Origin of the sequence: Natrialba aegyptia DSM 13077, from assembly GCF_000337535.1 — an archaeon.
Taxonomy (GTDB): domain Archaea; phylum Halobacteriota; class Halobacteria; order Halobacteriales; family Natrialbaceae; genus Natrialba; species Natrialba aegyptia.
Window position 1 is genome coordinate 1 of the sequence record NZ_AOIP01000010.1, and the last position, 25,814, is coordinate 25,814.

26 protein-coding genes and 1 pseudogene are annotated in these 25,814 nt (G+C 63.1%); 12 read left to right on the top strand and 15 right to left on the bottom strand.

The annotated features are described in order from the left end of the window. Positions 1-13: 13 nt before the first annotated feature. Positions 14-619 (top strand): annotated as a pseudogene (locus tag C480_RS02035) (CoA transferase); the annotation flags it as partial. Between the two features lie 165 nt (positions 620-784). Here C480_RS02035 and psmB read toward each other — a convergent pair. Together psmB and C480_RS23690 are read right to left on the bottom strand one after the other, a co-directional pair. Continuing rightward, a complete protein-coding gene (psmB, locus tag C480_RS02040; protein WP_006663958.1) occupies positions 785-1,516 on the bottom strand; it encodes an archaeal proteasome endopeptidase complex subunit beta in 732 nt (243 codons plus the stop codon). 155 nt (positions 1,517-1,671) lie between these two features. Beyond that, entirely contained in the window at positions 1,672-1,842 is a 171-nt protein-coding gene (locus tag C480_RS23690) for a hypothetical protein (RefSeq protein ID WP_006663959.1), read from the bottom strand. Positions 1,843-2,350: 508 nt separating this feature from the next. Here C480_RS23690 and C480_RS02045 point away from each other — a divergent pair. Both C480_RS02045 and C480_RS02050 read left to right on the top strand, forming a co-directional pair. Next, positions 2,351-2,704 carry a DUF555 domain-containing protein gene (locus C480_RS02045; protein ID WP_006663960.1) on the top strand — a complete coding sequence of 118 codons (354 nt, stop codon included), beginning with the start codon at positions 2,351-2,353 and terminating at the stop codon, positions 2,702-2,704. 77 nt (positions 2,705-2,781) lie between these two features. Beyond that, positions 2,782-3,321 (top strand): CBS domain-containing protein, encoded by a 540-nt coding sequence (locus C480_RS02050; protein WP_006663961.1) that lies wholly within the window; start codon positions 2,782-2,784, stop codon positions 3,319-3,321. Positions 3,322-3,404: 83 nt separating this feature from the next. Here the strand turns inward: C480_RS02050 and C480_RS02055 are convergent, their stop codons facing one another. Next, positions 3,405-3,818, bottom strand: a complete 414-nt coding sequence (locus C480_RS02055; protein WP_006663962.1) for a helix-turn-helix transcriptional regulator — start codon at positions 3,816-3,818, stop codon at positions 3,405-3,407. Positions 3,819-4,038: 220 nt separating this feature from the next. Between C480_RS02055 and C480_RS02060 the strand changes: the two genes are divergently transcribed. After that, a complete protein-coding gene (locus tag C480_RS02060; RefSeq protein WP_006663963.1) occupies positions 4,039-4,593 on the top strand; it encodes a hypothetical protein in 555 nt (184 codons plus the stop codon). A 10-nt stretch (positions 4,594-4,603) separates the two neighbouring features. Here the strand turns inward: C480_RS02060 and C480_RS02065 are convergent, their stop codons facing one another. The 3 genes from C480_RS02065 to C480_RS02075 form a co-directional block, all read right to left on the bottom strand. Continuing rightward, complete coding sequence (locus tag C480_RS02065) at positions 4,604-5,584, bottom strand: aldo/keto reductase (RefSeq protein WP_006663964.1); 981 nt, start codon at positions 5,582-5,584, stop codon at positions 4,604-4,606. 91 nt (positions 5,585-5,675) lie between these two features. Further along, entirely contained in the window at positions 5,676-6,155 is a 480-nt protein-coding gene (locus C480_RS02070; RefSeq protein WP_006663965.1) for a hypothetical protein, read from the bottom strand. Then, entirely contained in the window at positions 6,152-8,680 is a 2,529-nt protein-coding gene (locus C480_RS02075) for a penicillin acylase family protein (protein WP_086009639.1), read from the bottom strand. The genes C480_RS02070 and C480_RS02075 overlap by 4 nt, the downstream gene beginning before the upstream one ends. Positions 8,681-8,918: 238 nt before the next feature. Here C480_RS02075 and C480_RS02080 point away from each other — a divergent pair, with 238 nt between their 5' ends. Continuing rightward, complete coding sequence (locus C480_RS02080) at positions 8,919-9,275, top strand: winged helix-turn-helix transcriptional regulator (protein WP_006663967.1); 357 nt, start codon at positions 8,919-8,921, stop codon at positions 9,273-9,275. Positions 9,276-9,295: 20 nt separating this feature from the next. Here the strand turns inward: C480_RS02080 and C480_RS02085 are convergent, their stop codons facing one another. Both C480_RS02085 and C480_RS02090 read right to left on the bottom strand, forming a co-directional pair. After that, a complete protein-coding gene (locus C480_RS02085) occupies positions 9,296-9,742 on the bottom strand; it encodes a UPF0179 family protein (protein WP_006663968.1) in 447 nt (148 codons plus the stop codon). A gap of 69 nt (positions 9,743-9,811) precedes the next feature. Beyond that, positions 9,812-10,234, bottom strand: coding sequence for a DUF5820 family protein (locus C480_RS02090; RefSeq protein ID WP_006663969.1), 423 nt, complete (start codon positions 10,232-10,234; stop codon positions 9,812-9,814). Positions 10,235-10,784: 550 nt separating this feature from the next. Here C480_RS02090 and C480_RS02095 point away from each other — a divergent pair. Genes C480_RS02095 through C480_RS02110 form a run of 4 tightly spaced genes read left to right on the top strand, consistent with a single transcriptional unit; the run spans position 10,785 to position 18,582 of the window. Further along, the gene (locus C480_RS02095) at positions 10,785-12,857 is read left to right on the top strand and encodes a PrkA family serine protein kinase (RefSeq protein WP_006663970.1); all 2,073 of its coding nucleotides are present in this window, start codon (positions 10,785-10,787) and stop codon (positions 12,855-12,857) included. A gap of 1 nt (position 12,858) precedes the next feature. Beyond that, a complete protein-coding gene (locus C480_RS02100; protein ID WP_006663971.1) occupies positions 12,859-15,144 on the top strand; it encodes a PrkA family serine protein kinase in 2,286 nt (761 codons plus the stop codon). 46 nt (positions 15,145-15,190) lie between these two features. Further along, complete coding sequence (locus C480_RS02105; RefSeq protein ID WP_006663972.1) at positions 15,191-16,519, top strand: YeaH/YhbH family protein; 1,329 nt, start codon at positions 15,191-15,193, stop codon at positions 16,517-16,519. 23 nt (positions 16,520-16,542) lie between these two features. Next, entirely contained in the window at positions 16,543-18,582 is a 2,040-nt protein-coding gene (locus C480_RS02110; protein ID WP_006663973.1) for a SpoVR family protein, read from the top strand. Between the two features lie 84 nt (positions 18,583-18,666). Here C480_RS02110 and C480_RS02115 read toward each other — a convergent pair whose 3' ends face one another. Next, positions 18,667-19,374: a glycerophosphodiester phosphodiesterase gene (locus tag C480_RS02115; protein WP_006663974.1), complete on the bottom strand. Its 708-nt coding sequence runs from the start codon at positions 19,372-19,374 to the stop codon at positions 18,667-18,669. A 263-nt stretch (positions 19,375-19,637) separates the two neighbouring features. Here C480_RS02115 and C480_RS02120 point away from each other — a divergent pair, with 263 nt between their 5' ends. Both C480_RS02120 and C480_RS02125 read left to right on the top strand, forming a co-directional pair. Then, the gene (locus C480_RS02120; protein ID WP_006663975.1) at positions 19,638-20,090 is read left to right on the top strand and encodes a response regulator; all 453 of its coding nucleotides are present in this window, start codon (positions 19,638-19,640) and stop codon (positions 20,088-20,090) included. Between the two features lie 94 nt (positions 20,091-20,184). After that, a complete protein-coding gene (locus tag C480_RS02125; RefSeq protein ID WP_006663976.1) occupies positions 20,185-20,919 on the top strand; it encodes an SDR family oxidoreductase in 735 nt (244 codons plus the stop codon). Between the two features lie 5 nt (positions 20,920-20,924). Here C480_RS02125 and C480_RS02130 read toward each other — a convergent pair whose 3' ends face one another. Both C480_RS02130 and glnA read right to left on the bottom strand, forming a co-directional pair. After that, entirely contained in the window at positions 20,925-21,350 is a 426-nt protein-coding gene (locus C480_RS02130; RefSeq protein WP_006663977.1) for a hypothetical protein, read from the bottom strand. Positions 21,351-21,578: 228 nt separating this feature from the next. Continuing rightward, positions 21,579-22,934 (bottom strand): type I glutamate--ammonia ligase, encoded by a 1,356-nt coding sequence (glnA, locus tag C480_RS02135; RefSeq protein WP_006663978.1) that lies wholly within the window; start codon positions 22,932-22,934, stop codon positions 21,579-21,581. A 212-nt stretch (positions 22,935-23,146) separates the two neighbouring features. Here glnA and C480_RS02140 point away from each other — a divergent pair, with 212 nt between their 5' ends. After that, positions 23,147-23,503 carry a thioredoxin family protein gene (locus tag C480_RS02140; RefSeq protein WP_006663979.1) on the top strand — a complete coding sequence of 119 codons (357 nt, stop codon included), beginning with the start codon at positions 23,147-23,149 and terminating at the stop codon, positions 23,501-23,503. 16 nt (positions 23,504-23,519) lie between these two features. Here C480_RS02140 and C480_RS02145 read toward each other — a convergent pair whose 3' ends face one another. The 4 genes from C480_RS02145 to C480_RS02155 form a co-directional block, all read right to left on the bottom strand. Next, entirely contained in the window at positions 23,520-23,909 is a 390-nt protein-coding gene (locus tag C480_RS02145; protein ID WP_006663980.1) for a hypothetical protein, read from the bottom strand. A gap of 91 nt (positions 23,910-24,000) precedes the next feature. Further along, complete coding sequence (locus tag C480_RS23695) at positions 24,001-24,165, bottom strand: hypothetical protein (RefSeq protein ID WP_006663981.1); 165 nt, start codon at positions 24,163-24,165, stop codon at positions 24,001-24,003. 155 nt (positions 24,166-24,320) lie between these two features. Further along, a complete protein-coding gene (locus tag C480_RS02150) occupies positions 24,321-24,551 on the bottom strand; it encodes a hypothetical protein (RefSeq protein ID WP_006663982.1) in 231 nt (76 codons plus the stop codon). 54 nt (positions 24,552-24,605) lie between these two features. Continuing rightward, a complete protein-coding gene (locus tag C480_RS02155) occupies positions 24,606-25,562 on the bottom strand; it encodes a hypothetical protein (RefSeq protein ID WP_049903083.1) in 957 nt (318 codons plus the stop codon). Positions 25,563-25,814: the final 252 nt, after the last annotated feature.

A 25,814-nucleotide genomic window follows, 5' to 3' on the forward strand; every position in this document is an offset into this window, starting at 1 on the left:
GAGATGTGTATAAGAGACAGGCGAGGGCCAGTACGTCGACACCGGCATGTACGACTCGATGATCAGCATGACCGAACGCGCCATCTACCAGCAGTCCTACACCGGTACCCCGCCCACCAGACAGGGCAACTCCCACCCCACGCTGTTCCCCTACAACGCCTTCGAAACCGCCGACGGCCACGCCGTCATCGCCGCGTTCGGCACGAACCACTGGACCGAGGTCTGCGCCGCCATGGACCGCGACGACCTCGCCGACGACTACCCCACCACCGCCGACCGACTCGAACACCGCGAGTTCTTGCGCGCCGAACTCGCCGACTGGGCCGCGGATCGAACGACGGACGAACTCGTCGCCGAACTCGAAGGGCGCGTTCCCGTCGCGCCGGTGCAAAACACCGAGGATATCTTCGACGATCCGCACGTTCACGCGCGCGACATGCTCGTCCCGGTCGATCAACCCGGCACCGACGAGGTAGTCGAAATCGCCGGCTCGCCGATCAAAATGACCGAGACGCCGCCCGAACCGCGCGGTCGCGCTCCGCTGCTCGACGAACACCGTGAGGAGGTCCTCGATTCGACGAACGAGCGCGCGGACGCAGAACGGACTGCCGACGACTGAACGCGACTCGCATCCGGTCTCGGTTTCGTCGGACAAGCCACTATTCCACTAGCGTACCGACAACGATACGGATCTCTACACTACAATAGCACCAGCCAGAAAAGCTGCCAACAGCCCCAGTGGACGGGCCGGTGCTCCTGAACTCGGGATCGAGGTCGTTTGTGTTCAGACGACTTCCTCGAAGTCGTGGTGACCGTTGATCTCGACGCCCTCGTCGGTGATCTCGCAGAGGAAGACGCCGTTACCGGAGCCGGTGTCGCGTTCGGCGGCGGACTTGATCGCGCGGGCGGCGATCGTCGTCGCGTCGTCGTTCGAGAGGCCGTCCTCGTACTCCTGTTCGAGCAGACCGTAGGCGAGTTGCATCCCGCTGCCGGTGACGGTGTAGTCGTCTTCCATGACGCCGCCGGCGGGGTCGATACTGTAGACGTGGCTGCCTTCCGAATCGACACCGCCCAGGATGGGGTGGATCGCGAAGAACGGACCGCCGCGAGCGAAGTTACCGGCGAGCGTCGCCAGCGCGTCGATGCTCATCGGCTCCCCGCGTCGGGCCTCGTAGAGGTTGACCTCGGCGCGGAGACTCGAGATGAACGACTGGGCACCGCCGACGCTGCCGACCATCGTCAGCGCGCCGGTCGGGTGAATCTGCTCGACCTTCTGGACGTTCTTGTTCGAGACGAACCGGCCGCCGAGGCTGGCGCGCATGTCCGTCGCGATGACGACGCCGTCCTCGGTCGTGATGCCGATCGTCGTCGTCCCCGTCTTGTTGACGTTGTCCAGATCGGCTCGCGAAAGGTCGTTCTGCGGCAGCGATCCGACCTCCGGCGCGTAAGGGTTCGAATCGTCGGCCAACTGATCGACCGTCCGGGAAAACTCCGAATTATGCTGTGGTGCTCGCATTGACCGAAGATTACGACCGGCACGATATAAAACATCGGCGGTCATCGTCCTTGTTTCCGCTTCGTCCGAGTTCAGCTTCGGCTCGGCACACTACCGGATACTCGCGTCGCTACCGGGTCGAGACGAGCAGCCGAGCAAACGAGTTCAGCGAGTGATCAGGGCTGGGAGGCGTCGTAAGCGGTTTCGACGGTGTCGATGAGTCGGTGGATGGGCAGCGTGATTCCGGCCTGGCGGGCGGCGATTGCGAGCGGCATGGCGACGATACCGGCCACGATGCAGAGTTGGTACAGTGCGAACAGCGTTGCGCGGTAGACGCGGGATATCATCAGCGTTCAGTCGTGGGACAGACGGAGGTGATATATAAGCGTTTGTAAGATGGAAAAATCATAATGTTTGTTAATTCCAGATAGGGGCGGAGCCGTCCGGCGATTCAAAACTACTTTCAGTTCGAGCAACTGAACCTGTACTCGTCCCGACATCCGGCTATGCAGGCGGGAATCGACTGGCTCAATTTGCATAACTTACAGGGATGATCGGATTCGCGTGCGCACCGAGGCGCTGGCACACGCGGGTAATACTGCCGGACAAAACTATTCACACGTCGATCGCACTCAAACGGTCGTCGCCACAAGCGACGCTCCGTGAGACACGATCGAGTGTTCANCTATTCACACGTCGATCGCACTCAAACGGTCGTCGCCACAAGCGACGCTCCGTGAGACACGATCGAGTGTTCACTGACTTTCGTCCGGCAGTATAAGCAACACTCGTGCGGTTGCTCTCCGGTCAGCATCGAACCGCAAGACAGGAAACCCCCCGGACCGACCACGAAATATGGGCAATTACCTCGTCGCGATGGAAGCAGCATGGCTCGTTCGGGATGTCGACGCGATCGACGACGCGATCGGCGTCGCGGTCAGCGAAGCCGGCAAGCGCCTCAACAGCGAAGATATGGACTACGTCGAAGTCGAAGTCGGCGCGACGGGTTGTCCCGCGTGCGGTGAGCCCTTCGATTCGGCGTTCGTCGCAGCCGAAACCGCGCTCGTCGGCCTCGCTCTCGAGATGGAAGTCTTCAACGCCGACAGCGAGGAACACGCCTCCCGAATCGCAAAGAGCGAAGTCGGCGGCGCGCTCCGAGACGTCCCCCTCTCCGTCGTCGAAATCATCGAAGTCCCCGAGGACGAATAGCCCCTGTAACACCCCGCTTCGGACGCGGACTGCCAGCCACCCAAAGGACTTTCTATAACCCCTGGTTATCCATCGGTATGGAACTTCCCACGCCCGCGGACCTTCGCCAGCGCCGGACCGAACTCGAGTTAACGCAGAGTGAACTCGCCGACAAGGCCGAGGTCTCTCAGCCGCTGATCGCCCGGATCGAGGGCGGCGACGTCGACCCCCGCCTCTCGACGCTTCGACGGATCGTCAACGCGCTGGAGAAGGCCGAAAGCGACGTGGTGCGCGCGGAAGACTTGATGAACGAAGCCGTCGTGAACGTGTCGCCGGACGACCCCGTTACGGAAGCCGCACGCAAGATGGAAGAGGAAGCCTACTCGCAACTCGCCGTGATCCAGGACGGCATTCCCGTCGGTTCGATCAGTCAGAGCGACCTCGTCCACCTGGATGCTGCGGCCCGTGACGAGCCGATCGCGGACCACATGAGCGAGAGTTTCCCAACCGTCTCGAAGGACGCGACGCTCGATGAGATCAGTAATCTGCTGGAGCACTACAAGGCCGTCATGATCACCGAAGCCGGCGAGACGGTCGGCATCATCACCGAGGCGGACATCGCTTCGCGGTTCTCCTGATTCATCCCGTCGCCCACCCCGCCGAATCCGCGGTTACACTCGACCGGTGCGGACGTGCGCTGAACGACGCGGCCCGCGCCCACTCACTCGACGGACGGCCGCGGCGCGCTCTCGTACCGTTGCATCTTCGCCGATTTATCGGAAATCGTCTCGTACAGGTGCTGGAGCGTCTCCTCCGCGGCGAGCAGATTGTGTTCGTCGAGAAACTGCCGCCCCTCAGCAGTAAGCCTGTAGAATTTCCACGGATACCCCTGCTGGCGCTCGTCTTCGGACAGCTCCACCCCTTCGAGCATCCCGGCCTCGATCAGTTTCTGGACGTGTTTGTACACGGTCGCCTCGCTAACGCTCGGATTCAACTGCTCGAGTTCGTACATCGAGGGAAGTTGCTCGGGGTGTTGTAGGACGTTCATGAGCAGTGCAAATCGCGTTTCTTGGGTGACGAAGTGAAGGAGCTCGCGGGCGTTCGGTCCCTCGGTCGTGCCGAGCCGGGTACTCATACGGCGGGCTACGTGCTGGGACACCAAGTAAGTTACTCTGGAGTAAATCACTCTCGAGTAAGATACTGAACTGGTGGAGTTCCGATTGATTTCCGATACTTGTCCCTTACTTTCTCGGGACTTGGGTCCTCTATCGTCCCTTTCTCGATCGAGGACGAAGAATCGGAAAATCGGAAACGACCCGGAAACTACTATGGTCGATTGCCGACACTCATTGCACATGACAGACTCAAAGCCAGCCGTCCCCGAGTCGGTCCTCACGAGTGCCTACGAGCGACTCGACCGGGAGGACATCTCGCTCGCGGACAACGAGGCCATCTTGCACTCGCTGAGCGAGCTGACGCCGATCTACGAGAGCGACCGCTCCTATTTCGTCCTCGGTAGCTACGACCGCGAACCGATCCGGCGGCTCAACCTCGTCGTCGACCGGTTGAATCGACGATCCGATGCCTACGCGTTCCGGATGGTCGACGTTCGCGGCGAGTGGGAAAACGGGATTCAGAAGTTTTGCCTTATCGCGGATCTCGTCACGCACGTGGTCGGCGTCGCCGAGAAGGAGCCGAGCGACTTCCTCGTCGAACAGGGGCTGCTCGCCGGCACGTCAGAGTTCTTCGAGAAGAGTCACGTCCTCAAGCGCGAGTACCCGGACGGCGAGGACGACCATCCCTTCGGTTGGATGCAAGACGGCGTCTTCGAGCTGCTCGAGTCGGAGGGGCGACTCCACCGCTGGGAAACCGAGGCGGAACTGGTCGCCGCCGCCGAGGAACTTCCGTAATCGAGTGCAGTTACGAGTGGCCCGACACGGGAACCGGTTCGTACGGTTCCTCGAGATAGGCCATGTCGGACGCCGACAGCGAGATATCGAGCGCTTCGACGGCCTGCTCTAAGTGTTCGACGCTGGTCGTGCCGATGATCGGTGCGTCGACCCAGTCCTTGTGGAGCAGCCAGGCAAGGGAAATCTGTGCCATCGTGACGCCCTTTTCGGCGGCGAGTTCGGCGACGCGCTCGTTGATTTCGGGGCCGCCGCCCTCGCGGTAGGGGTGGTCGTACAGGTATTCTTCTGTCTTACCGCGCGTCGTCGCGTCGATGTCCTCGTGGGGACGCGTGAGGTAGCCGCGGGCGAGCGGCGACCAGGGGAGGACGCCGACGTTTTCTTTCGCACAGAGTGGCAGCATCTCGCGTTCTTCCTCGCGGTAGACGAGGTTGTAGTGGTTCTGCATCGTGACGAACCGGTCGAGTCCGAGTCGGTCGCTCGCGTACAGCGACTCGGCGAACTGGTGGGCCCACATCGAGGAGGCACCGACGTACCGAACGTGGCCGCGGCGGACGGCGTCGTCAAGTGCGCGCATGGTCGTTTCGATCGGCGTGTCGTCGTCCCAACGGTGGATCTGGTAGAGGTCGATCGCGTCCACGCCGAGGCGCTCGCGACTGGCGGCGAGTTCCTGTTCGATCGCCTTTCGCGAGAGCCCGCCCGAGTTCGGGTCGTCGTCGCGCATCTGGAAGTAGGTCTTCGTCGCGACGACGGCCGCATCGCGGTAGTCGAACTCGGCGAGTGCGTCGCCCAGGATGCGCTCGGATTCGCCCCGCGAGTACATGTTGGCCGTGTCGAAGAAGTTGATCCCGAGGTCGATGGCGCGCTCGATGATCTCCGTGCTTTCCGATTCTTTGAGTACCCACTCGCGCCAGTCGCTCGATCCGAAGCTCATGCAGCCGAGACAGAGGCGGCTGACCTCCATGCCGGTGTTTCCAAGCGTCGTGTACTCCATGTGCAAGGCTCGACGAGCGGGAAGAAAACAGTTCTGTCCGGGTCGGGACTGCGACCGTCGCCGATTCTCGTCCGAGGAGTCACCACCCAGGCTAGACGAGTCCCCGGACCAACGAGCCGAGCACCGGCAGCCCGATCGCACTGCCGACGGTGAGATAGACGACCGGCCGCATCTCGATAACAGTCGCGGTCGCACCGCCCAGACTAACGGCGAAGACTCCGAGGGCAATCAGCCCGAAGCCGACCGCGGCGGCGAGCGCGCGCCACAGGTTCGCGGAGGCGAGGCCCACGAGCGCGCCCGCAAGCACCAGCCCGAACCAGTGGAGCCACGCGAGCGCGAGTCCGATGACGGTCGTCAGGACGAGCGCGACGGCGCGCTGGCGCGGATCGGCCCTTACGACCGCCAGCCGACGCCCGAGTTCAGCGACGGGCGATCGGTTCCCGTCAGCGGTGCCGGCATCGGTGTCGGTGCTGGTGCTGGTGTTGGTGGCGGTGTCGGTATCGCCATCGGCGTCGGCAACCGCCGTCGGTTCCAGCTCGGCGCGGTTGCCGTCGGTCGAGTCGCCGTTCATGAGCCGTCCTCCACGAACGAGACGTCCGCCTCGCCGCCATCGACCGTCCGATCCATCGCTTTCTGCTCGCCGTTTCGCCACCGGTCGAACTGGTCGTCGTAGTGCTCGGAGAAGTAGTCGCCCGAGTTCCCGCCGGGCAGAATCGCCGTCGCGTCGCCGCCGGGTTCGACGACCATCCGCCAGCTCGAGCCGACGGCCGAGTCGACGCGGTAGTTTTTGACCGTCGCCCGCGACCCGTCGACCGGCCGCGTCTCGTAGTCCAGAAACGGCGCTTCGACGCTGAACGGATGCTCGATCGCCCGCGTCGAGTTCCAGTCGCCGTACGCGTCCCAGCCCTCCTCGTCGAGTTCGTCTCGCGTCGTCTCGAGCGCGGCGACCATCGTCTCGGCTCGCGAGCGCTCGGCGAAGAATTGGCTGTCGGCGGGGAGCGTCGCCACGACCCAATCGTTCGGGTAGTACGATTCGTCCAGCCCCGCGTCGTTGAACGCGGGTTCGAAGAGTTCTCGCCGGTAGTGCTCGAACCAGCGGGCGAAGACGAGCGCGCCGCGGGAGTCGCGGTCCATGCGGTAGTCCCACGATTCGAGTTCGTCGCGGGCGTCCGCGAGCCCGCTCGTCTCGCTCGTTCGAACGGCGTCGAGAAGGTCGGGAACGAGTTGGGCCGCCCGACCGTCGTACACGTCGTCCTGGAGGCTACGATGAAAGTCGAGATCGGTCGGTTCGCCGCCCTCGACGCGCTCGTCGAGTCGGTCGTAGATCCGCCGCCCGCGGTAGGGGGTCGCGTAGGCGGTCCCGACGTAGTGGGTGGGGTCGTCGGTCACGCGCTGGTTCGCCGTCGCGAGTACATCGGGGTCGATGACGTGGGGCTTCTCCTCGAACGGGACGAATCCCTCCCAGGAGGACTCGCCGAATGGGGAAAAGCCCTCCCACTCCCCCTCGCCCGCGGAGCCGTCGAAGATACGGTTTCCGGCCACCGCCTCGCCGTCGACCTCCCGAATCGGGAGCTTACCCGTCGCGTAGTACATCGTCCGCCCCTCGGCGTCCGCGTAGACGAGGTTCTGCGTCGGCAGGTCGAACTTTCGGGTCGACTCGAGCACGTCGTCGAGGCCGCCGCTCCGACCGAACTCGTAGATCGCCTCGGTCGTCCGGGTCGCCGTGTGGCCGGTCCAGGCGACGCCGACGGTCTGGCTCTCGCGCTCGAGAACCGGCCCGTGAACCGTCTTCCTGACCGTTATCGTGCGGTTCTCTCCGCCCGCGACGGCGAGTTCGCGTTTCTCGGTCTCGAACTCGCGCCACTCGTCCTCGTAGCGGTAGCGCTCGCCCGCCTCGTCGAACTCGTACTCGTAGCAGTCGAGTACGTCCGCGCCGACGTTGGTGAACGACCAGACGCCGCTATCGTTGGCTCCGGCGATGACGAACGGGACGCCGGGAAAGGTCGCGCCGCGAACCGAGGACTCGGGCGTCTCGACGTGTTGCTCGTACCAGAGCGGCGGCGTCATCAGGGTGAGATGCGGGTCGTAGGCGACGATCGGGGTTCCGCTCTCGGTGTGCTCGCCGGAGACGACCCAGCTGTTCGAACCGACGCCCGGCGGCGACTCGAATCGCGAGAGCCAGTTCAGAAGCGCCGGGCCGACGGCGGCGGTATCGCCAGCAGTACCCGTATCAGTATCAACGTCAGTACCGGTCTCGGTCTCGGACTGCCGTAATCGGCCCGCAGCGTTCGCGTCTTCGCCTTCGGTTCCGTTGTCGATCGCCGCTCCGGCACCGTTTTCGCGCCCCGTCTCGCCGTCACTGCGTTCGTCTGCATCTTCACTCAGTCGCTCCCCCTCGACCGCGTCCCGAAGAATCGGCACGTCGTGATCCAACTGTTCCGGATAGAGTTCAGCCGCGGTCTCCTCGCCGAGTCGATCCGCGAGCAGCGCCTGACGCAACTCGGCGAAATTCCCGGTCAGATCCCACGAGATCTGTTTCTCCATCAGCATCGAATCGACCGGCGTCCACGGCTCCGGCTCGGCCCCGAGCAGTTCGAACTCGAGGGGGAGCTGCCCGTCTTCGATCACCGCGTTGACGCCGTCCGCGTAGGCCTCGATCAGCGGCCCGGCCGGCGTCTCGGCAACGTGGTCCCAGGTCGCCTCGGCCGCTCCCGCGAAGTCCATCGCGATGTGAAATTCGTCGTCCGCGACGGTCGACTCGCCGACGAGTTCGGAAACCTGTCCGCGCATGACCCGCCGCTGGAGGTCGAGCTGAAAGAGCCGATCGAACGCCTGCGTGTAGCCGACGGCGAAGTACGCCGCCGCCTCGTCGTCGGCCGCGACCGTCGGCACGCCGAACTCGTCGTAGCGGACGCTGGCCTCGCCGTAGGGACTCTCGACTGTGTCCGGGAGCGACCGATCCGCCGCGTCCCAGGCGTCGCCCGAGAGCGGTGCGAACTGATCGAGCAACTCCCGGGCAGACGTCAACGTGAGCCCGCCGACACCGGCAGCCAACACTCCGGCGAGGATACCCCGTCGTGTGGTATCAGTCTTCACATCCAATACCTGTTGCTAGTGGTACATAACTGTCCTGTTGGGACGATTCTCCGGCAGGTGTGGTGGTTTCGCGGACGACATGCGTCGTAAATCCCGCCGTTCCAGTCGAAACGCGTTCTGAACTCGGCCAGCGCCGTCTGCGGAGACTCGCGAACTCGGCCGGACAGCGATAACGCCACGTTAGCTAGTTCGTTTCCGAACTGCTATAGTACTCCACGCTGTAGGGACTGTCAATCGAATGTCTTCCCAGCAGATCGATACCCGCGAAACCGACGCCGGTGCCTGCTCAGTCATCGAATCGCTCGAACAGATCGGCTCTCAGTGGCGACTGGCGGTCCTCCACGAACTGCTCTCGGGCGAACAGCGGTTCAACGAACTCAAGCGCTCGACCGGCGCGAACGCGCGAACGCTCTCGCGCGTCCTCGACGATCTCGGCGAGACGGGCTTCGTCGAGCGCCGCATCGAGGAGGACGCCCCGATCGCGACCTATTACAGCCTCACCGACAAGGGCGAATCCCTCGAACCCGTCTTCGACGAAATCGAGTGCTGGGCCGGCACCTGGCTCGACGACGAGTCCGCACAAGAACAGAGTTAACCGGGCGATACCGACCGCGTTCAGTCCTCTTGTTCGAGTTCAACGAGCTGTAGCGATCGGTCGAGGTGACAGTCGTCGTGTGGCGGGTCGCCGAGCATCTCGCTGATCCGGTACTCCTCGTCGAAGTCGGCACCGTCGGGCTCGCAGAACTCGTGGCTCGGGCACTCGACGTACGGACAGGGGCCGGCAAGACTCGCCTTGCTCCCGGCGAACGCCCCCTTCGTCGGAATGTTCGCGCGCACGGGGACGGGTTCGACTTCCACGGCGCGGACGCCGCCGTCGTGCATCGCACACTCAAGCGTCTGTGCGTTCTCGCGAACCGACGTGATGCGATAGGTCGTCCCCGTCGAGAGGTTGAGACACTGGCTCCGGTACGGACAGCCGGCACAGCCGTCGGCCTCGCCTTGGTAGATGAACTCGGTTCCCGGTTCGGCGAGCCGGGAGCCGACGAGCGTGACAGTAGACATAGTAGAGATAACTCACCACTCGCGGTTAAGCCTCACGTCCCGCCGTCTGGATCGATCGCTGAACGCGTCTCACTCTCCCCCGCTCTCGCCGACTGATTCGCGTCCGGTGAACTCGTCGAGTCGCGCGAAGTACCGCTCGCGCGGGACCTGATAGCAGTCTCTATAATCGATTTCGCCCGCGTCGAACTGCCGTGCGAGTTCGAGCACGGCAGAGAGCGCGTCGGAGCGCGTCGAAAATTGGGTGCCGCCGTCGAGAGTAATTTCGGGTTCGAGATAGAGGGTAACGTACCAGTCGTTTCGGCCGGTCGTGTCGGTTGGATTTTGGCCGGGGCGACGCGTGCGCTTGCCGTGGGTGAGATACAGCGTCGGGAGGCAGGGGGCGGGGAGGTCGTTGCCGTTGAAGATATCGGGACGGTACGCCAGGACGAGGCGGCCGTCCTCGCCCTCGGCCCAGACGTCCCAGGAATCGGGGAGCGCTGCGAGATCGGTCATAGTGAGGGTAGGAGGACTGTCCCTAAATCTCCGTCGTCGCCGAGCGCTGAGTAGCGTTTCAGTTACTGCAACGAACCCGACTGTTGATATCCGTAGACATATCAGGTCCGGTACCGGAGCGCGCGCGAGTGGACCACGGTAATGCAGGCCGGCTATTTACGTCGCTCGGCACGAACTGTGGTCCACGATACCATTCGTCTGTAGAGAATAGTGGCATATATCTCCCGTAATAATCTCCTAATAAATACCTTTTGGGGCCAACGTTAAGTACCTGGATTACTCACTCATTAAATACTATCGGTATCCGTCCGTCGGACCGATTCACCCCACGCCCACCCTGGTACGTTGCCCACGCTTCCAGACGTGGTCACCGGCCATCGGTGAATGGTGGGAGTTCACACATGACAGAGAAAGCCGCTGTCGCCCGCACGGGTATGCCCTCTTCGAGAGCCCCCGTCTCGTTCCGGAGGGTAGCCGCGACGCTGAGGGTTGGCGATCGGACCGACTCTCGGCTCACGACCGACGGGGATCCACAACTGGCAATGATACAATGACCGGTGACATCGAGACACTCGAGCAACTCAGCACGGAGTACAAGGAATCGATGCCCGCGGACCTGCGGGAGACCAAGTCTTTCGACTGGTACCTAGAAGCGGTGTACGACGACCCGAAGATCACCCGGAACGCCCACCAGCGCGTTGCGGATATGTTCGACTACTACGGGACGACGTACGACGAGACCGAAGGCGTCGTCGAGTACCAGTTAGCCAGTGAAGACCCGTTAAACGACGGTGAGAATACCTTCTACGGGACCGTGATCCACCAGTCGATCCACGAGTTCGTCAACAAGGTGAAGTCGGGAGCCAGACGCCTGGGACCGGAACGGCGGATCAAACTCCTGCTCGGCCCGGTCGGCTCGGGGAAGTCCCACTTCGACAAGCAGGTTCGGGAGTACTTCGAGGACTACACGATGCACGAGGAGGGGCGGATGTACACCTTCCGGTGGACGAACCTCTGCGATGTCATCAAAGACCAGGACCCGGCCGACGATACGGTTCGGTCGCCGATGAACCAGGACCCGCTGGTCCTGTTGCCGTACGAGCAGCGCCAGCGGGTGATCGACGATGTCAACGAGCGTCTGGATGCGCCGTACACGATCCAAAACGAGCAGTCGCTCGATCCGGAGAGCGAGTTCTACATGGACAAACTGCTCGCGTACTACGACGACGACCTCCAGCAGGTGTTAGAGAACCACGTCGAGATCATCCGCTTCGTCGCCGACGAGAACAAACGGCAGGGACTGGAGACCTTCGAGCCGAAGGACAAGAAGAACCAGGACGAAACGGAGCTGACGGGTGACGTTAACTACTCGAAGATCGCCATCTACGGCGAGTCGGACCCGCGCGCGTTCGATTACTCGGGGGCGTTCTGTAACGCGAACCGCGGCATCTTCTCCGGCGAGGAGTTGCTCAAACTCCAGCGCGAGTTCCTCTATGACTTCCTGCACGCGACCCAGGAGCAGACGATCAAGCCGAAGAACAACCCGCGGATCGACATCGACCAGGTGATCGTCGGCCGGACGAACATGCCCGAGTACAAGGACAAGAAGGGCGACGAGAAGATGGAGGCGTTCAACGACCGCACCAAGCGGATCGACTTCCCGTACGTCCTGTCCTACGAGGACGAGTCCCAGATCTACCAGAAGATGCTGAACAACGCCGACGTGCCGGACATCAACGTCGAGCCACACACCCTGGAGATGGCCGGCCTGTTCGGCGTCCTCACCCGGATCGAGGAGCCTGACGCCGAGACGGTCGACCTCCTCTCGAAGGTCAAAGCCTACAACGGCGAAATCGACGAGGGCGACGACATCGACATCAAGAAGCTCCGCGAAGAGGCGGAGCAGACGGCCGAAATCGGCGAGGGAATGGTCGGTATCTCGCCGCGGTTCATCGGCGACGAAATCGCGGAGGCGATCATGGACTCCAAACACCGCTCTCGCGGCTTCCTCTCGCCGCTGACGGTGTTCAACTTCTTCGAGGAGAACTTAGAACACCACGGCTCCATCCCGGAGGACAACTTCGAGACCTACTACCGCTACCTCGAGACGGTCCGCGAGGAGTACAAGGAACGCGCCATCGAGGACGTGCGCCACGCGCTCGCCTACGATCTCGACGAGATCCAGCGCCAGGGCGAGAAGTACATGGACCACGTCATGGCCTACATCGACGACGACACGATCGAGGACGAACTCACCGGACGCGAGCAGGAACCCGACGAGACGTTCCTGCGCTCGGTCGAGGAGAAACTCGACATCCCCGAAGACCGCAAGGAGGACTTCCGCCAGGAAGTGAGCAATTGGGTCAGCCGCAGGGCCCGCGAGGGCGAGGCCTTCAACCCGCAGGACAACGAGCGCCTGCGTCGCGCCCTCGAACGCAAGCTCTGGGAGGACAAGAAGCACAACATCAACTTCTCGGCGCTGGTGTCGGCCAACGAGTTCGACGACGACGAGCGTTCGGCGTGGATCGACGCGCTGATGGAACAGGGCTACTCCGAGGGCGGTGCCAAGGAAGTGCTCGAGTTCGCTGGCGCGGAGGTCGCCAAAGCCGAGATGGAAGACTAACATGACCGGACACGACTACGTCACCGAGGCCGATCGCGAACTCGAAGAGACCTACGAGGAGCCGATGAGTCTCGCGGCGTACGTCGACCGGATTTTCGAGAACCCGACGATCGCCTCGCACGCGTCGAAGTACCTGCTCGAGGCGATCGAAGCCGCCGGGACGCGAACGGTAGTCGAAGAGGGCGAGGAGAAAGAGCGCTATCGCTTCTTCGACGATCCGCACAACGACGGTGAGCACGCGATTCTCGGCAATACGGAGGTGTTGAACGGGTTCGTCGACGACCTCCGGTCGATCGCCGCGGGTCGCGGCAAAGACGAGAAGATCATCTGGTTCGAGGGCCCGACGGCGACGGGCAAGTCGGAACTCAAGCGGTGTCTCGTCAACGGCCTCCGGGAGTACTCGAAGACGCCCGACGGGCGACGCTACACCGTCGAGTGGAACGTCACCACCGCCGAGACGGGCGACCGCGGCCTGAGCTACGGCGTCGATCCGACCGCCGGCGACGACCAGAACTGGTACGAGAGCCCCGTCCAGGTCCATCCGCTGTCGGTGTTTCCCGAGCAGGTCCGCTCGCAGTTGCTCGCGGATCTGAACGCCGAACTCGACGACCACGTCCCCGTCCGGATCGATACCGAACTCGATCCGTTCTCGCGGGAAGCCTACGAGTTCTTAGAGGAGCGCTATCGTCGGGAGGGAAGCGACGATCTCTTCTCGGCGATCGCCGACGACGAGCACCTCCGCGTGAAAAATTACGTCGTCGACCACGGGCAGGGCGTCGGCGTCTTGCACTCGGAGGACGAGGGCCGTCCGAAGGAACGGCTCGTCGGCTCCTGGATGCACGGGATGCTCCAGGAACTCGACTCGCGAGGCCGGAAGAACCCGCAGGCCTTTAGCTACGACGGGGTACTGTCGCAGGGCAACGGCGTCCTCACCATCGTCGAGGACGCGGCCCAGCACGCCGACCTCCTCCAGAAGCTGCTGAACGTCCCCGACGAGCAGTCCGTCAAGCTGGACAAGGGGATCGGGATGGACGTCGACACGCAACTGCTGATCATCTCGAACCCCGATCTGGAGGCCCAGCTCAACCAGCACGCCGACCGGAACGGTATGGACCCGCTGAAAGCGCTCAAGCGCCGCCTCGACAAACACCGCTTTGGCTACCTGACGAACCTCTCGCTCGAAACCGAACTCATCCGCCGCGAACTGGCGAACGAGACGGAAATCTGGGAGGCCGAGAGCTACGACGAACTCGAAGCGCGCATCCGCGAGCCGGTAACGACGACGATCAAGGGCCAGGACGGCGACACGCGAACCCGCGAGTTCGCCCCGCACGCGATCGAGGCGGCGGCGCTGTACGCGGTCGTCACGCGCCTGGACGAGGAGAACCTGCCCAACGGGCTCGACCTGGTCGACAAGGCGCTGATCTACGATCAGGGATTCCTCCAGGAGGGCGACACGCGCCGGGAGAAAGACGAGTTCGACTTCGACGACGACGGCAACGACGGCGATCACGGCATCCCGGTCACGTACACGCGCGATACGCTCGCTGAGTTGCTCCAGACAGAGCGGGACCGCCACCACCCCGAACTCGATGTCGAGAACGTGGTTATGCCGCGCGACGTGTTGAACTCGATGGCCGAAGGGATGGCGAACGCGCCGGTCTTCTCGACGGGCGAACGCTCGGAGTTCGAGAACCGCGTCGTGCCGGTCAAGAACTACGTCTTCGACCAGCAGGAGTCGGACGTTATCGAGGCGATCATGCACGAGAAACGCGTCGACGAGGAGACCGTCGCCGAGTACGTCGAACACGTCTACGCCTGGGAGACCGACGAGCCGCTGTACAACGACCGCGGCGAAGAGGTCGAGCCGGACCCGCTGAAGATGAAGCTGTTCGAGATCGAGCACCTCGGGCGGTTCTCCGAGGACGAATACCAGGGCAATCTCCCCAGAGAGAGCGTCAGGAACTTCCGCCGGGAGAAGGTGATCACGTCGCTGAACCGCCACGCGTGGGAGCACCGCGACGAGGATTTCTCGGCGGCGAACGTCGACCTGACGGCGATTCCGGTCATCAAGAGCGTCCTCGAGAGCCACGACTGGGACGATGTCAGCCGGACCTTCGAGGACTTCGACCCGCGCCAGTGGGACGACCCGCCGAGCGGGACCGAGACGGCCGCCGTCAAGGAGTCGACGATCGAGACGATGGTGGCGGAGTTCGACTACTCGGCGGCGTCGGCCGAACTGACCAGCAGACACGTCATGGGACAGGTGAGCTACCGATGGGATTGACAGCTGAGACCGTAAGCGAGCGCGAGATCACGACCGAGGTGCAATCATGGGACTAAGAGACGACCTCGACCGCTTCCGCGAAGTCGGTGAACAGCGCCGCGAAGACCTCGCCGACTTCATCCAGTACGGCGACCTCGGCGGCGGCCGCCCCGACCAGATCAACATCCCGGTCAAAATCATCTCGCTGCCCGAGTTCGAGTACGACCAGCGCGACCAGGGCGGCGTCGGTCAGGGCGAAGACGGCACGCCCGACACCGGCCAACCGGTCGGTCAGCCACAGCCCCAGCCGGGCGACGACGACGGCGAGGACGGCGAACCCGGCGAGGAGGGCGGCGACCACGAGTACTACGAGATGGACCCCGAAGAGTTCGCCGAAGAACTCGACGAAGAACTCGGACTCGACCTCGAGCCGAAGGGCAAGCGCGTCGTCGAGGAGAAAGAGGGGCCGTTCACCGACCTCACGCGCACCGGCCCGGACAGTACGCTCGACTTCGAACGGATGTTCAAGGAAGGCCTCAAGCGCAAGCTCGCGATGGACTTCGACGAGGACTTCCTTCGCGAACTCTGCAAAGTCGAGGACATCACGCCGCGGGAGATCTTCGAGTGGGCTCGCGGCGAGAATCTGCCGGTGTCGATGGCCTGGATCGAAGAGGCCCACAGCGACGTTCCCGAGGACGAGCGGGGAACGTGGCGGTCGATCGCCGAAGTCGAGGCCAACGTCGAACGCGAGAGCGTCCAGCAGCAGATCCGCCGCGAAGGGGTCAAGCACGTCCCCTTCCGCCGCGAGGACGAACGCTACCGCTACCCCGAGATCATCGAGGAGAAAGAGAAGAACGTCGTCGTCGTCAACATTCGCGACGTTTCCGGGTCGATGCGCGAGAAGAAACGCGAACTCGTCGAGCGCACCTTCACGCCGCTGGACTGGTACCTCCAGGGCAAGTACGACAACGCCGAGTTCGTCTACATCGCCCACGACGCCGAGGCCTGGGAGGTCGAGCGCGACGACTTCTTCGGCATCCGCAGCGGCGGCGGCACGAAAATCTCGAGCGCGTACGAACTCGCCGCCGAACTCCTGGAGGAGTACCCCTGGAGCGACTGGAACCGCTACGTCTTCGCGGCGGGGGACTCCGAGAACTCCTCGAACGACACCGAGGAACGGGTGATCCCGATGATGGACCAGATTCCCGCCAACCTCCACGCCTACGTGGAGACCCAGCCGAGCGGGAACGCGATCAACGCCACCCACGCCGAAGAACTCGAGCGCCACTTCGGCACGGACGCCGACGACGTGGCGATCGCATACGTCAACGACGCCGACGACGTGACCGACGCGATCTACGAAATCCTCAGCACGGAGAGTGAGACCGATGAGTAACAGAGCGAACGCCGGTGATTCTCATGCGTAAGCGAAACACCAACGCCGACAGATTCCGCAAACAGGCGATCGCGACCGACCTCGAGAAACCGGTCACCGAGGCCCGGAACCTGGCCGAAAAACTGGGGCTCGAGCCGTACCCGGTCAACTACTGGATCATCGACTACGACGAGATGAACGAACTCATCGCCTACGGCGGCTTCCAGTCGCGCTACCCGCACTGGCGGTGGGGAATGCAGTACGACAAACAGCAAAAGCAGGGCCAGTACGGCGGCGGCAAAGCCTTCGAGATCGTCAACAACGACAACCCGGCCCACGCGTTCCTTCAGGAATCGAACACCGTCGCCGACCAGAAGGCCGTCATCACTCACGTCGAGGCCCACTCCGACTTCTTCGCGAACAACGAGTGGTTCGGCCTCTTCACCAGCGGTCGCGCCGACGAGAAGCAGGTTAACGCCGCGGCCATGCTCGAACGGCACGCGCGGGCGATCGACGACTACATGTCCGATCCCGATATCGACCGCGCCGAGGTCGAGAAGTGGATCGACCACTGCCTCAGCCTCGAAGACAACATCGATCAACACCAGGTGTTCGAGCGCCGACTCGACGTCGACGGCCCGGCGGCAACTGCTGAACTCGACGAAGACTTGGCCGAGAAGCTGGACGAACTCGAACTTTCCGAGGAGATCAAAGGCGAGGTGTTCGACGAGGAGTGGCTCGAACGCTTAGCGGGCGAGGACGGCGGAGTCACCTTCCCCGAGGAGCCACAGAAGGACCTCCTCGCGTTCGTCCGCGAGCACGGCAAACGGTACGATTCGGAGGCCGAACGCGCCGTCGAGATGGACGAGTGGCAACGCGACGTCCTCGACATGATGCGCGCCGAGGCGTACTACTTCGCCGCCCAGAAGATGACGAAAGTGATGAACGAGGGCTGGGCTGCCTACTGGGAGTCGACCATGATGACCGACGAAGGCTTCGCCGGGGCAGACGAGTTCATGAACTACGCCGACCACATGGCGAAGGTGCTCGCCTCGGGCGGACTCAACCCCTACAGTCTGGGCATGGAACTGTGGGAGTACGTCGAGAACACGACGAACCGTCGCGAAGTCTTAGAGCATCTGCTTCGGGTCGAGGGCATCACCTGGCGGAACCTCTCGGACGTCGTCGACTTCGACGAGGTGCGCGAACACCTCGAACCGCCCGCGGCGATCGATACGATCACGCCGGCGACGCTCGACGAACTCGAGAGCGCGGACGTGCCCGACGAGTGGATCGACCGCGACGCCCTCGAGCTGGCCCGGAACGGCGAGGTCGACGTTGAACGGTACCCCTGGAAAGTCCTGACCTACGAGGGACTCGCTCGACGACACTACTCGCTCGTCAAGCGCCAGCACCGCGGGTTCCTCTCGCGGGTGAACCAGAACGAACTCGAGCAGATCGGCCGCTACCTGTTCGACGATACCCGCTACGACAGCATCGAGGAGGCGCTCTCGAACGTCGAGTTCACCGCGGGCTGGGATCGGCTCTTTGACGTGCGCGAGAGTCACAACGACGTGACGTTCCTGGACGAGTTCCTCACGCAGGAGTTCATCACGGAGAACAACTACTTCACCTACGAGCACTCGAAGGCGACGGGGCAGTTCCACGTCGCGAGCGACGCCGCCGAGGACGTCAAGAAGAAGCTCCTGTTGCAGTTTACCAATTTCGGCAAGCCGACGATCGCGGTCTACGACGGCAACTACAACAACGCGAACGAACTCCTGTTGGGCCACCAGTACAACGGCGTGATGCTCGATCTCGGGAAGGCGAAGGAGACGATCAAGCGTATCTTCGAGCTGTGGGGCCGGCCGGTGAATCTGCTGACCATCGTCAAGGAGATCGACGAGCACGATATCGAGGTGGCAAAGCGCCGGAACAGGGAGCCCGAAGCCGAAGAGCAGGGCAAACTACTGCGATACGACGGCGAGGAGGTGACGGTCGAGGATCGCCGCTGGGAGGAGGTCGAGCATCTCGCTGCCGACGATGTCGACTACGATACGAAGCCGGAGGAGTGGCTCGCCTGAGACGGTCTGCTGTACCGATTTCCCGGTGTGGCCGCGGGACGGTTCGCGGTTGCGTCGGAACTGACGGACGGCAGTCCGTACGACTCACTCCAACCCGACACACGGCACGCGAATCGGTCGATCCGCAGACGCACAGTCCACGCCACGGAATCCGAGCAGCACCGCCGTAAGCCGTCGCTTGATCGGCCACGCGTGTATTTCGAGATCGACCGCCTTCGCTCGCGGAACGAGTCGCGTCGTCAGACAGCGCCAGTAGCTCGCACCGAGTACGTCACAGTCGAGTTCAACCGCGGTCGTGATGGGTGTTTCGAGCCGACGGCTGACGAGGAGGCCGATGGATTGACTCGGCTCGCGTTCGCGGATCGCTCGCAGTTCCGAGGGGAGAAACGAGGTCAGGAGAACGGGGTTGTCGATGCCGTCGATCGCATCGAGCACGTCCGCCGCGAGGCCGCATTCCTTGAGTTCGAGGTGGAGTTCGAGACCCGGCGGAAGCGCCTCGAGTAGTTCTGCAAGCGTCGGAATCCGCTCGCCGGAATCGAGGACGGTGTGTGTTTTGAGTTCTGAGAGGGGGGTCGTTGCGACGGTGGCGGTGTCGGGAGTAGTTGTCGTCGTATCGACAGCACCACAGATAACCCGCTCGACTGTCGCATCGTGGATGACGACGAGTTCACCCGATTGACAGCGGCGGACGTCGACCTCGACGGCGTCCGCGTGGTCGGCAGCGGATTGGACGGCGGCGATGGTGTTCTCGGGAGCCGTCGACGCGAAGCCGCGGTGGGCGATCAGTCGCATTCGACCCACGTGATGTGATTGGTGGACTTTAGCGTTCTGTTCTCCGCGCTATCGGTGCCCTGCGAGCTACCGGTTCCGGTGATGGGGGTCCAATGGCACGGCGGATACGTATACTGTGTGAACACTCTTCTGTTCGTGCCGGTTACTCGACCAAATCAATTAGCATCCACGTTTAAACAGATGCCATGAGAACAGGGCGGTACGTGTCCCCTGCATGTATCGTTGTGGAGTTTCAACGTTGCACCTTCCGTGGTGGCTGAACGATGAGTGATCCACGATCGGAACCGTTCGAAATCCTCCTCGTCGGAGCCGATCCGAACGACGATCATCCCATCCGCGATGCCTTCGAAAACCTTCCAATCGATAGTTGCGTCACCGTTACCGACGATGCAACGGCAGGCCTCGCCGAACTCGAGCGCCGCCAAACGGACGAGACGGCCCCGTTTCCGGCACTCGTCCTGCTCGATATCGACCAGCCGTCCATCGACGGCCACGAATTCCTCAAAGCGGTCAAAGCGGACCCGGTACTCGTCCGGCTCCCCGTGATCGTACTCACGGCGGCAGACGATCCGGCGACCGTTCGCGAGAGCTACGAACTCGCGGCGAACGCCTCGCTCTCGAAGCCGTCGAGCCCCGACGAGTTCGACTCGCTGGCCGAGACGGTGGCGTCCTTCTGGTTCGAACAGGTGCTTTTGCCGCCCATCGACACGCCCTGAGCGGCCCGTCGCGTGCAGCTTGCAGGCACCGATCATCACGCGCTTCGGACGATCGCCCCCGGTATTGATCGTCCCCGCCGTTGGAGGGATAGCCATGGCACCACAATCAGCCTTCGAGGTCGATTTCACGGATACCGTCGCCGTCGTCACCGGTGCAAGCGGCGCACTCGGCAGTGCCGCCGTCGACCGGTTCCGGACAGCGGGCGCGACCGTCTGTGCCGTCGATGTCGTCGCCCCCGACGACGAGGACAGCCTGCTCGACCGTGACCCAGCCGACGAAGCCGCCCTCGCGTTCTACGAGGCCGACCTGACCGACGAAGCCGACGTCACTGAACTCGTCTCCCGGATCGTCGACGACCACGGCCGAATCGACCACCTGCTGAACATCGCAGGGACCTGGCGCGGCGGTGACCACATCGAGGAAACGTCCCTCGACGACGTCGAACTCTTGCTCGATGTCAACCTGAAGACGGCGTTTCTCGCGTCGAAACACGCCCTGCCGCACCTTCAGGAGACCGAGGGGTCGATCGTCAGTATCAGCGCACGCTCGTCACTCGAGGGCGGCGAGGGCGACGGTCCGTACCGCATCACGAAGGCCGGAATCCGCCTGCTTACGGAGACGCTGGCAGAGGAGAATCGCGGCACCGTCCGGGCCAACTGCGTGATGCCGAGCGTGATCGACACCCCGATGAACCGCGAGATGATGGCGGATGCGGATCACGACTCGTGGGTCGATCCGAGCGACATCGCGGACGTGATGGCCTTTCTCTGTAGCGACGGCGCGACGGTCACGAGCGGCGCTGCGGTACCGGTCTACGGCGAGGCTTAAGCCGCTCACTCGGCCGGGAGCCGCTCGGTCTCGGACCTGATCTCGTCGTCCTCCCGCCACTGGTAGTACCGGTAGGTCTCGCCGGCGATTTCGACCAGCGAGACGTTCGCACGCGCTGGAACGCCGGCGGGGAACTCTGACGACGCGGCGTCGGAATCGAGCGCAGCATCAGGATGCTGGGCGGCAGCGCGCCCCCGCGCATGCTCGCCCTCCGTAGCTGACTCCGAGTTCACCGCAGCATCGTGGCCACCCGCCGCATCGTCACCTCCTTCTGGCGGGGTCCGTGGTTCGGCAGTCGAGTCTTTCCAGTCGGCGAGTGCGATTGCATGCTCCGCGACAGCGCGGAGCGTCTCACCGTCTCTGTCCTCGAGTGCCCCAGCCAGTTCGGCGTCGAGTTCGTCCGGCGGCCGTGGGCGGTCGCGTTCGCGCATTGCACGCGGTTGTGCGCCCGTCCCGAAATCTCATCCGGTCTCCGCTCACTCGGCGGCGCGGCGCGCGCTAACCGCCGGCAAGCATCGATATGGTGGGCCCTTGCGGTCGCGACGAGAGTCGAAACCCGATACCGAGTCGAAAATCGAAAGACGAGACGCGAGGTGACAGCAGATCAGTGAGCCGAAAACCGCAAGTGAATTCGCGGGGTGAACACCAGCGAGCGGCGGTTAGAACGTTTCGAGGTACCGATCGAGTTCCCACTGCGAGACGTCGATCAGGTACTCCTCGAACTCCTGGTTCTTGGCTTCGACGAACTTCGGAGCGACGTGGTCGCCGAGCGCGTCGTAGATGACGTCGTCCGCTTCCAAGGCGTCGACGGCTCCGCCGAGGTTCGACGGCAGCGTTTCGATACCGTACTCTTCCCGTTTCTGTTCGTCGAACTCGTAGATGTTCTCGCGAACCGGGTCCGGACAGTCGAGATCGTTCTCGATGCCGTCGAGACCGGCGTGGATGAGCGCGGCGAACGCGAGGTACGGGTTACAGGACGGGTCGGGGAAGCGGGCTTCGACTCGCGAGGCCGCGGACGTGCGGGCTGCGGGCTTGCGGATCAGCGCCGAGCGGTTGCGGTCGGACCAGGCGACGTAGACCGGCGCTTCGTAGCCCGGCACCAGCCGCTTGTAGCTGTTGACCGTCGGGTTCGAGACCGCCGTGATCGCCGGCGCGTGCTCGAGAATCCCAGCGAGGAACGAGTGGGCCGTCTCCGACAGGTCGAACTCGTCGTCGCCGTCGTGGAAGGCGTTTTCGCCGCCCTCCGTAAAGAGCGAGAGGTGGGTGTGCATCCCCGAGCCGTTGATCTTCGGGATCGGCTTGGGCATGAACGTCGCGTGGTAGTCGTGCTGGGCGGCGATCGCCCGGACGACGGTGCGGAAGGTGGCGACGTTGTCCGCCGTCGTCAGCGCGTCGTCGTACTCGAAGTTGATCTCGTGTTGCCCTTCGGCGACTTCGTGGTGACTGGCCTCGACCTCGAAGCCCATGCTCTCGAGGCCGTAAATGATGTCCCGGCGCACGTCGCTCGCGAGGTCCTTGGGTGCGAGGTCGAAGTAGCCGCCCGCATCGTTGGTTGTCGTCGTCGCGTATCCGTCTTCGTCCTCCTCGAACAGGAAGAACTCCGGTTCCGGCGCGGCGTTGACCGTGTACCCCATCTCCTTGGCGCGGTCGAGGGCGCGCTTGAGCACGTAGCGCGGATCGCCCTCGAACGGCTCGCCCGTCGTGGTGTCGTAGACGTCGCAGATCATCCGGGCCGCCGCGCTGTTCTCGTCGTTGCGCCACGGCAAGATTGCGAACGTCTCCGGATCCGGCTTCAGCCGCATGTCCGATTCCTGGATCCGGACGAAGCCCTCGATCGAGGAGCCGTCGAAGTAGATGCCCTCGGTAAACGCCTTCTCGGCCTGACGTGCCGGCACAGAGACGTTCTTGACGGTTCCGAGGATATCCGTAAACTGCAATCGGAGGAAATCGACGTCCTCCGTCTCGATTTTGTCTAACACGTTCTGTTCTGCCGTGGTCAGGTTCCCGTCTGTCATCTTTTGTTCGGCTCAACCCACGGTACCCACTACTAAAACTCTACTGTTGTGGGCGAATATCCTTCTTCACATAGATTCGTGGATGTTTGTCCACAACAATTCGAGTTCAGCCGAGAGAGGCACATCCCGTGGCAAACGTTGCGCCACAGGTTGACGAATGGTTGTGATACCGCGTCCGGCACGGATTTCCCTGCGGAGCCCCGTCACCGACTATGACCGAGTTCACAGCCACACCGGTTCAACTCGACACTGAAGCCGAACTCGATGCGTTCATCGAGCGCCACGAGTACAGTCTCGTGGAGTTTTACACGAAGGGCTGTCCGCTGTGTCAGGCGATGGAACCGGTACTCGGCAACGTTGCGCGGTCGACAGCCGTCGCCATTGGGCTGGTGAATCCGCGGGACGATCTCGAACTCGTCGATCGGTTCGAGATTCAGTCGGTACCGACGCTGGTCCTCTTTCGAGCGGGCGAACCGATCGCAACGCGCGCTGATGGATTTCTCGGCGGTGACGAGGTGGTCGCGTTTCTCGAAGCGAACGCCCCTGTGGCCGTGGCGGACGGCGATTGATCGGGGCGAGGTCCGGCTATTCTGCTGTCGTCTCGTCGGTCTCGTTGGTCTCCTCCCCTTCGCCTTCGTCGGTGTTGTCGTCTCCCGTCTCCGATTCCTCCGCTTCGGGTCCCGATATCTCGGTCGGGTCCACCTCACCCGCGAGGAACTGTTCACCGAGTTCAGTAATGTCGTACATTCCCGGCGCGTGTTTCGTCAGTAGATCCCGTTTCGTGAGTTCTCGACACCGGTAGGCGGCGTGCGGGCTCCGACAGATCTTTTCGTCCTCCATCTGGTCCGGCATGAAGAACTCGTCTTGGCTCATGAGTTCGAGAATCGGCTCGTCGGCGGGGTCCATCCAGTCGGCGGGCACTTCGGTATCCGGTTCGGCGTCCGATTCGGTGTCGGAGTCGGCGTCCACTGTCATAGCGCGTTGTACGCACTCTGTGGGCAAGAAAGAACTGATCGGGAACGGGTTTAGTCGAGGCGAGCGCCTCTGGACTTGACTTCGAGACGATTTATGAGGGGTGTTGGTGCTGGATACGCTCGGCGATCGTACTGGGGACGCGCGTGCCACAGTCGGCGCAGTTCCAGTTTCGGGAGACAGTTCCGGACTCTTTCTCGAGGTCGTGATTGTACTGGATGACGGCACCGCAGTGACAGGTGTAGGTCGTACGGGACATGCGTATGGGGGTCGTAGTCGCGCGGTGCAGAAGTCTATGTCACGTAGTAGACGGTGTGAGATGATCGCGTTGGTTTCGATTGCAAGGGGAGGTGGTGCGCAACGATGAGTCGCTGTGGATCGCAATCGAACGCTTCTCGATTGCGATTTCGATGCTCACTCCGTCTCGTCGAGCAAGCCGAGTTCAGTCGCGACCAGATCGGCGATTTGGTCTGCGATGTCCGGATCGACCTCCGCGACGGCTTCACCGTCGTGAAGTTGGGCGTTGTGTCGCTCGACCGCGTCGGCGACGTTCGAGAGCGGGACGCGAGAGGTCGTCTCGCAGGCGTCACAGACGATCGGGACGCGCGCGGAATCGGTATCCGTCTCCGTGTTATCGCTCGTCATTGGCGGGTCTCTCGTGGCAATCAGCAAAGAATCATCGATTTTACGGGTTCGCTTCTATCCGCGTCGACGGACCGCGACAGCGGCGAGCAGCGCACCGACTGCGGCAAGGATTCCGAAGCCGGGGACCGTATCGGTGTCGTTCGTGGAACCGGGGCTGCTGTCGCCGTCACTGTCGCCAGTGCCGGTGTTGGAATCTGAGTCAGTATCAGTTCCGTCGGTGGCGTTGCCGTCCGTCTCGTTGACGGGGATGTCCGCGTCGCCATCGAGTTGTAACACGGCGACCATATCGCCGTGCGAACCGTCGGGCGTGTACGTCCAGCTACCGCCGGCTTCCTCGTAGGGTTCGGCCGCTTCGAGCGGATCGATATCCGACTTCCAGTCCTGGTTGGCTTGCTGAATGTAGCCGACGAGTTCGATCTGGTCCGCGTGGGGGCCCTCGATTTCGACTTCGCCGTATTCGACGGTCTCGTCTTCTGGGAGTCCGTGCCATTCGACACAGTGTGAGTCGAGGTAACCATCACCCTGTGGGAGTTCGCTCGTGCCGAACTGATCCCCGTCCATCGGGCGGTTGTAGTTGTCCGTCAGCGGGTACTCGACGGTGAACGGATCGGCTCCCTGGTGCCAGGAGAGCGACTCGCCGGTGGGAATCGTCACGGTCGTGTCCGGTACCGATTCACCGGAGACGGGTTGGCCGGCCTCGTTGACCAACGTGACGCACATCTTCCCGGAGCCCTCGCCGAGGTAGGGCATGCGGTAGTCGTCGCGCGGGTTCGTGTAACTGATCCAACTCCCGTCGTCGGCCGCCGCCTCGAAGTACGGGTCGCCTTGCTCCGGAACGGCCTCGACGTACTCCTCCTCGGAGACGTACTGTTGCGCAATTGCGGACACGGGGTCGGAACCGTGTCCGGCCGCGGCGGCACCGACGGGGCCGAAGGCGGCGACTGCGCCGAGAAGGGCGCAGATACCGACGACGAGCACCGCACGGCGTCCGGACGGAGCGTCACGCCTCATAGCGATCGCCTCCGCGACGAGTGCGGTATCGTGGGCGTCGGCGACGCGTTCGGTCGGTCGGCCGAGTTCACCGGTTCGGGACCTGTTTCCATCAACGGGTGTCGATTAGTACGGGTCTGTGACAGTCGTCTGCGTGGAGCTGTCATCTCGTCGGCATACTGAATAGACCGTTGTAGGTATGTGCCGGTTACCGACGTCTAGGCACTCCGTACCGTCACCTGAACGTGAATTGTGTTCAAGAACGTGGCTCTT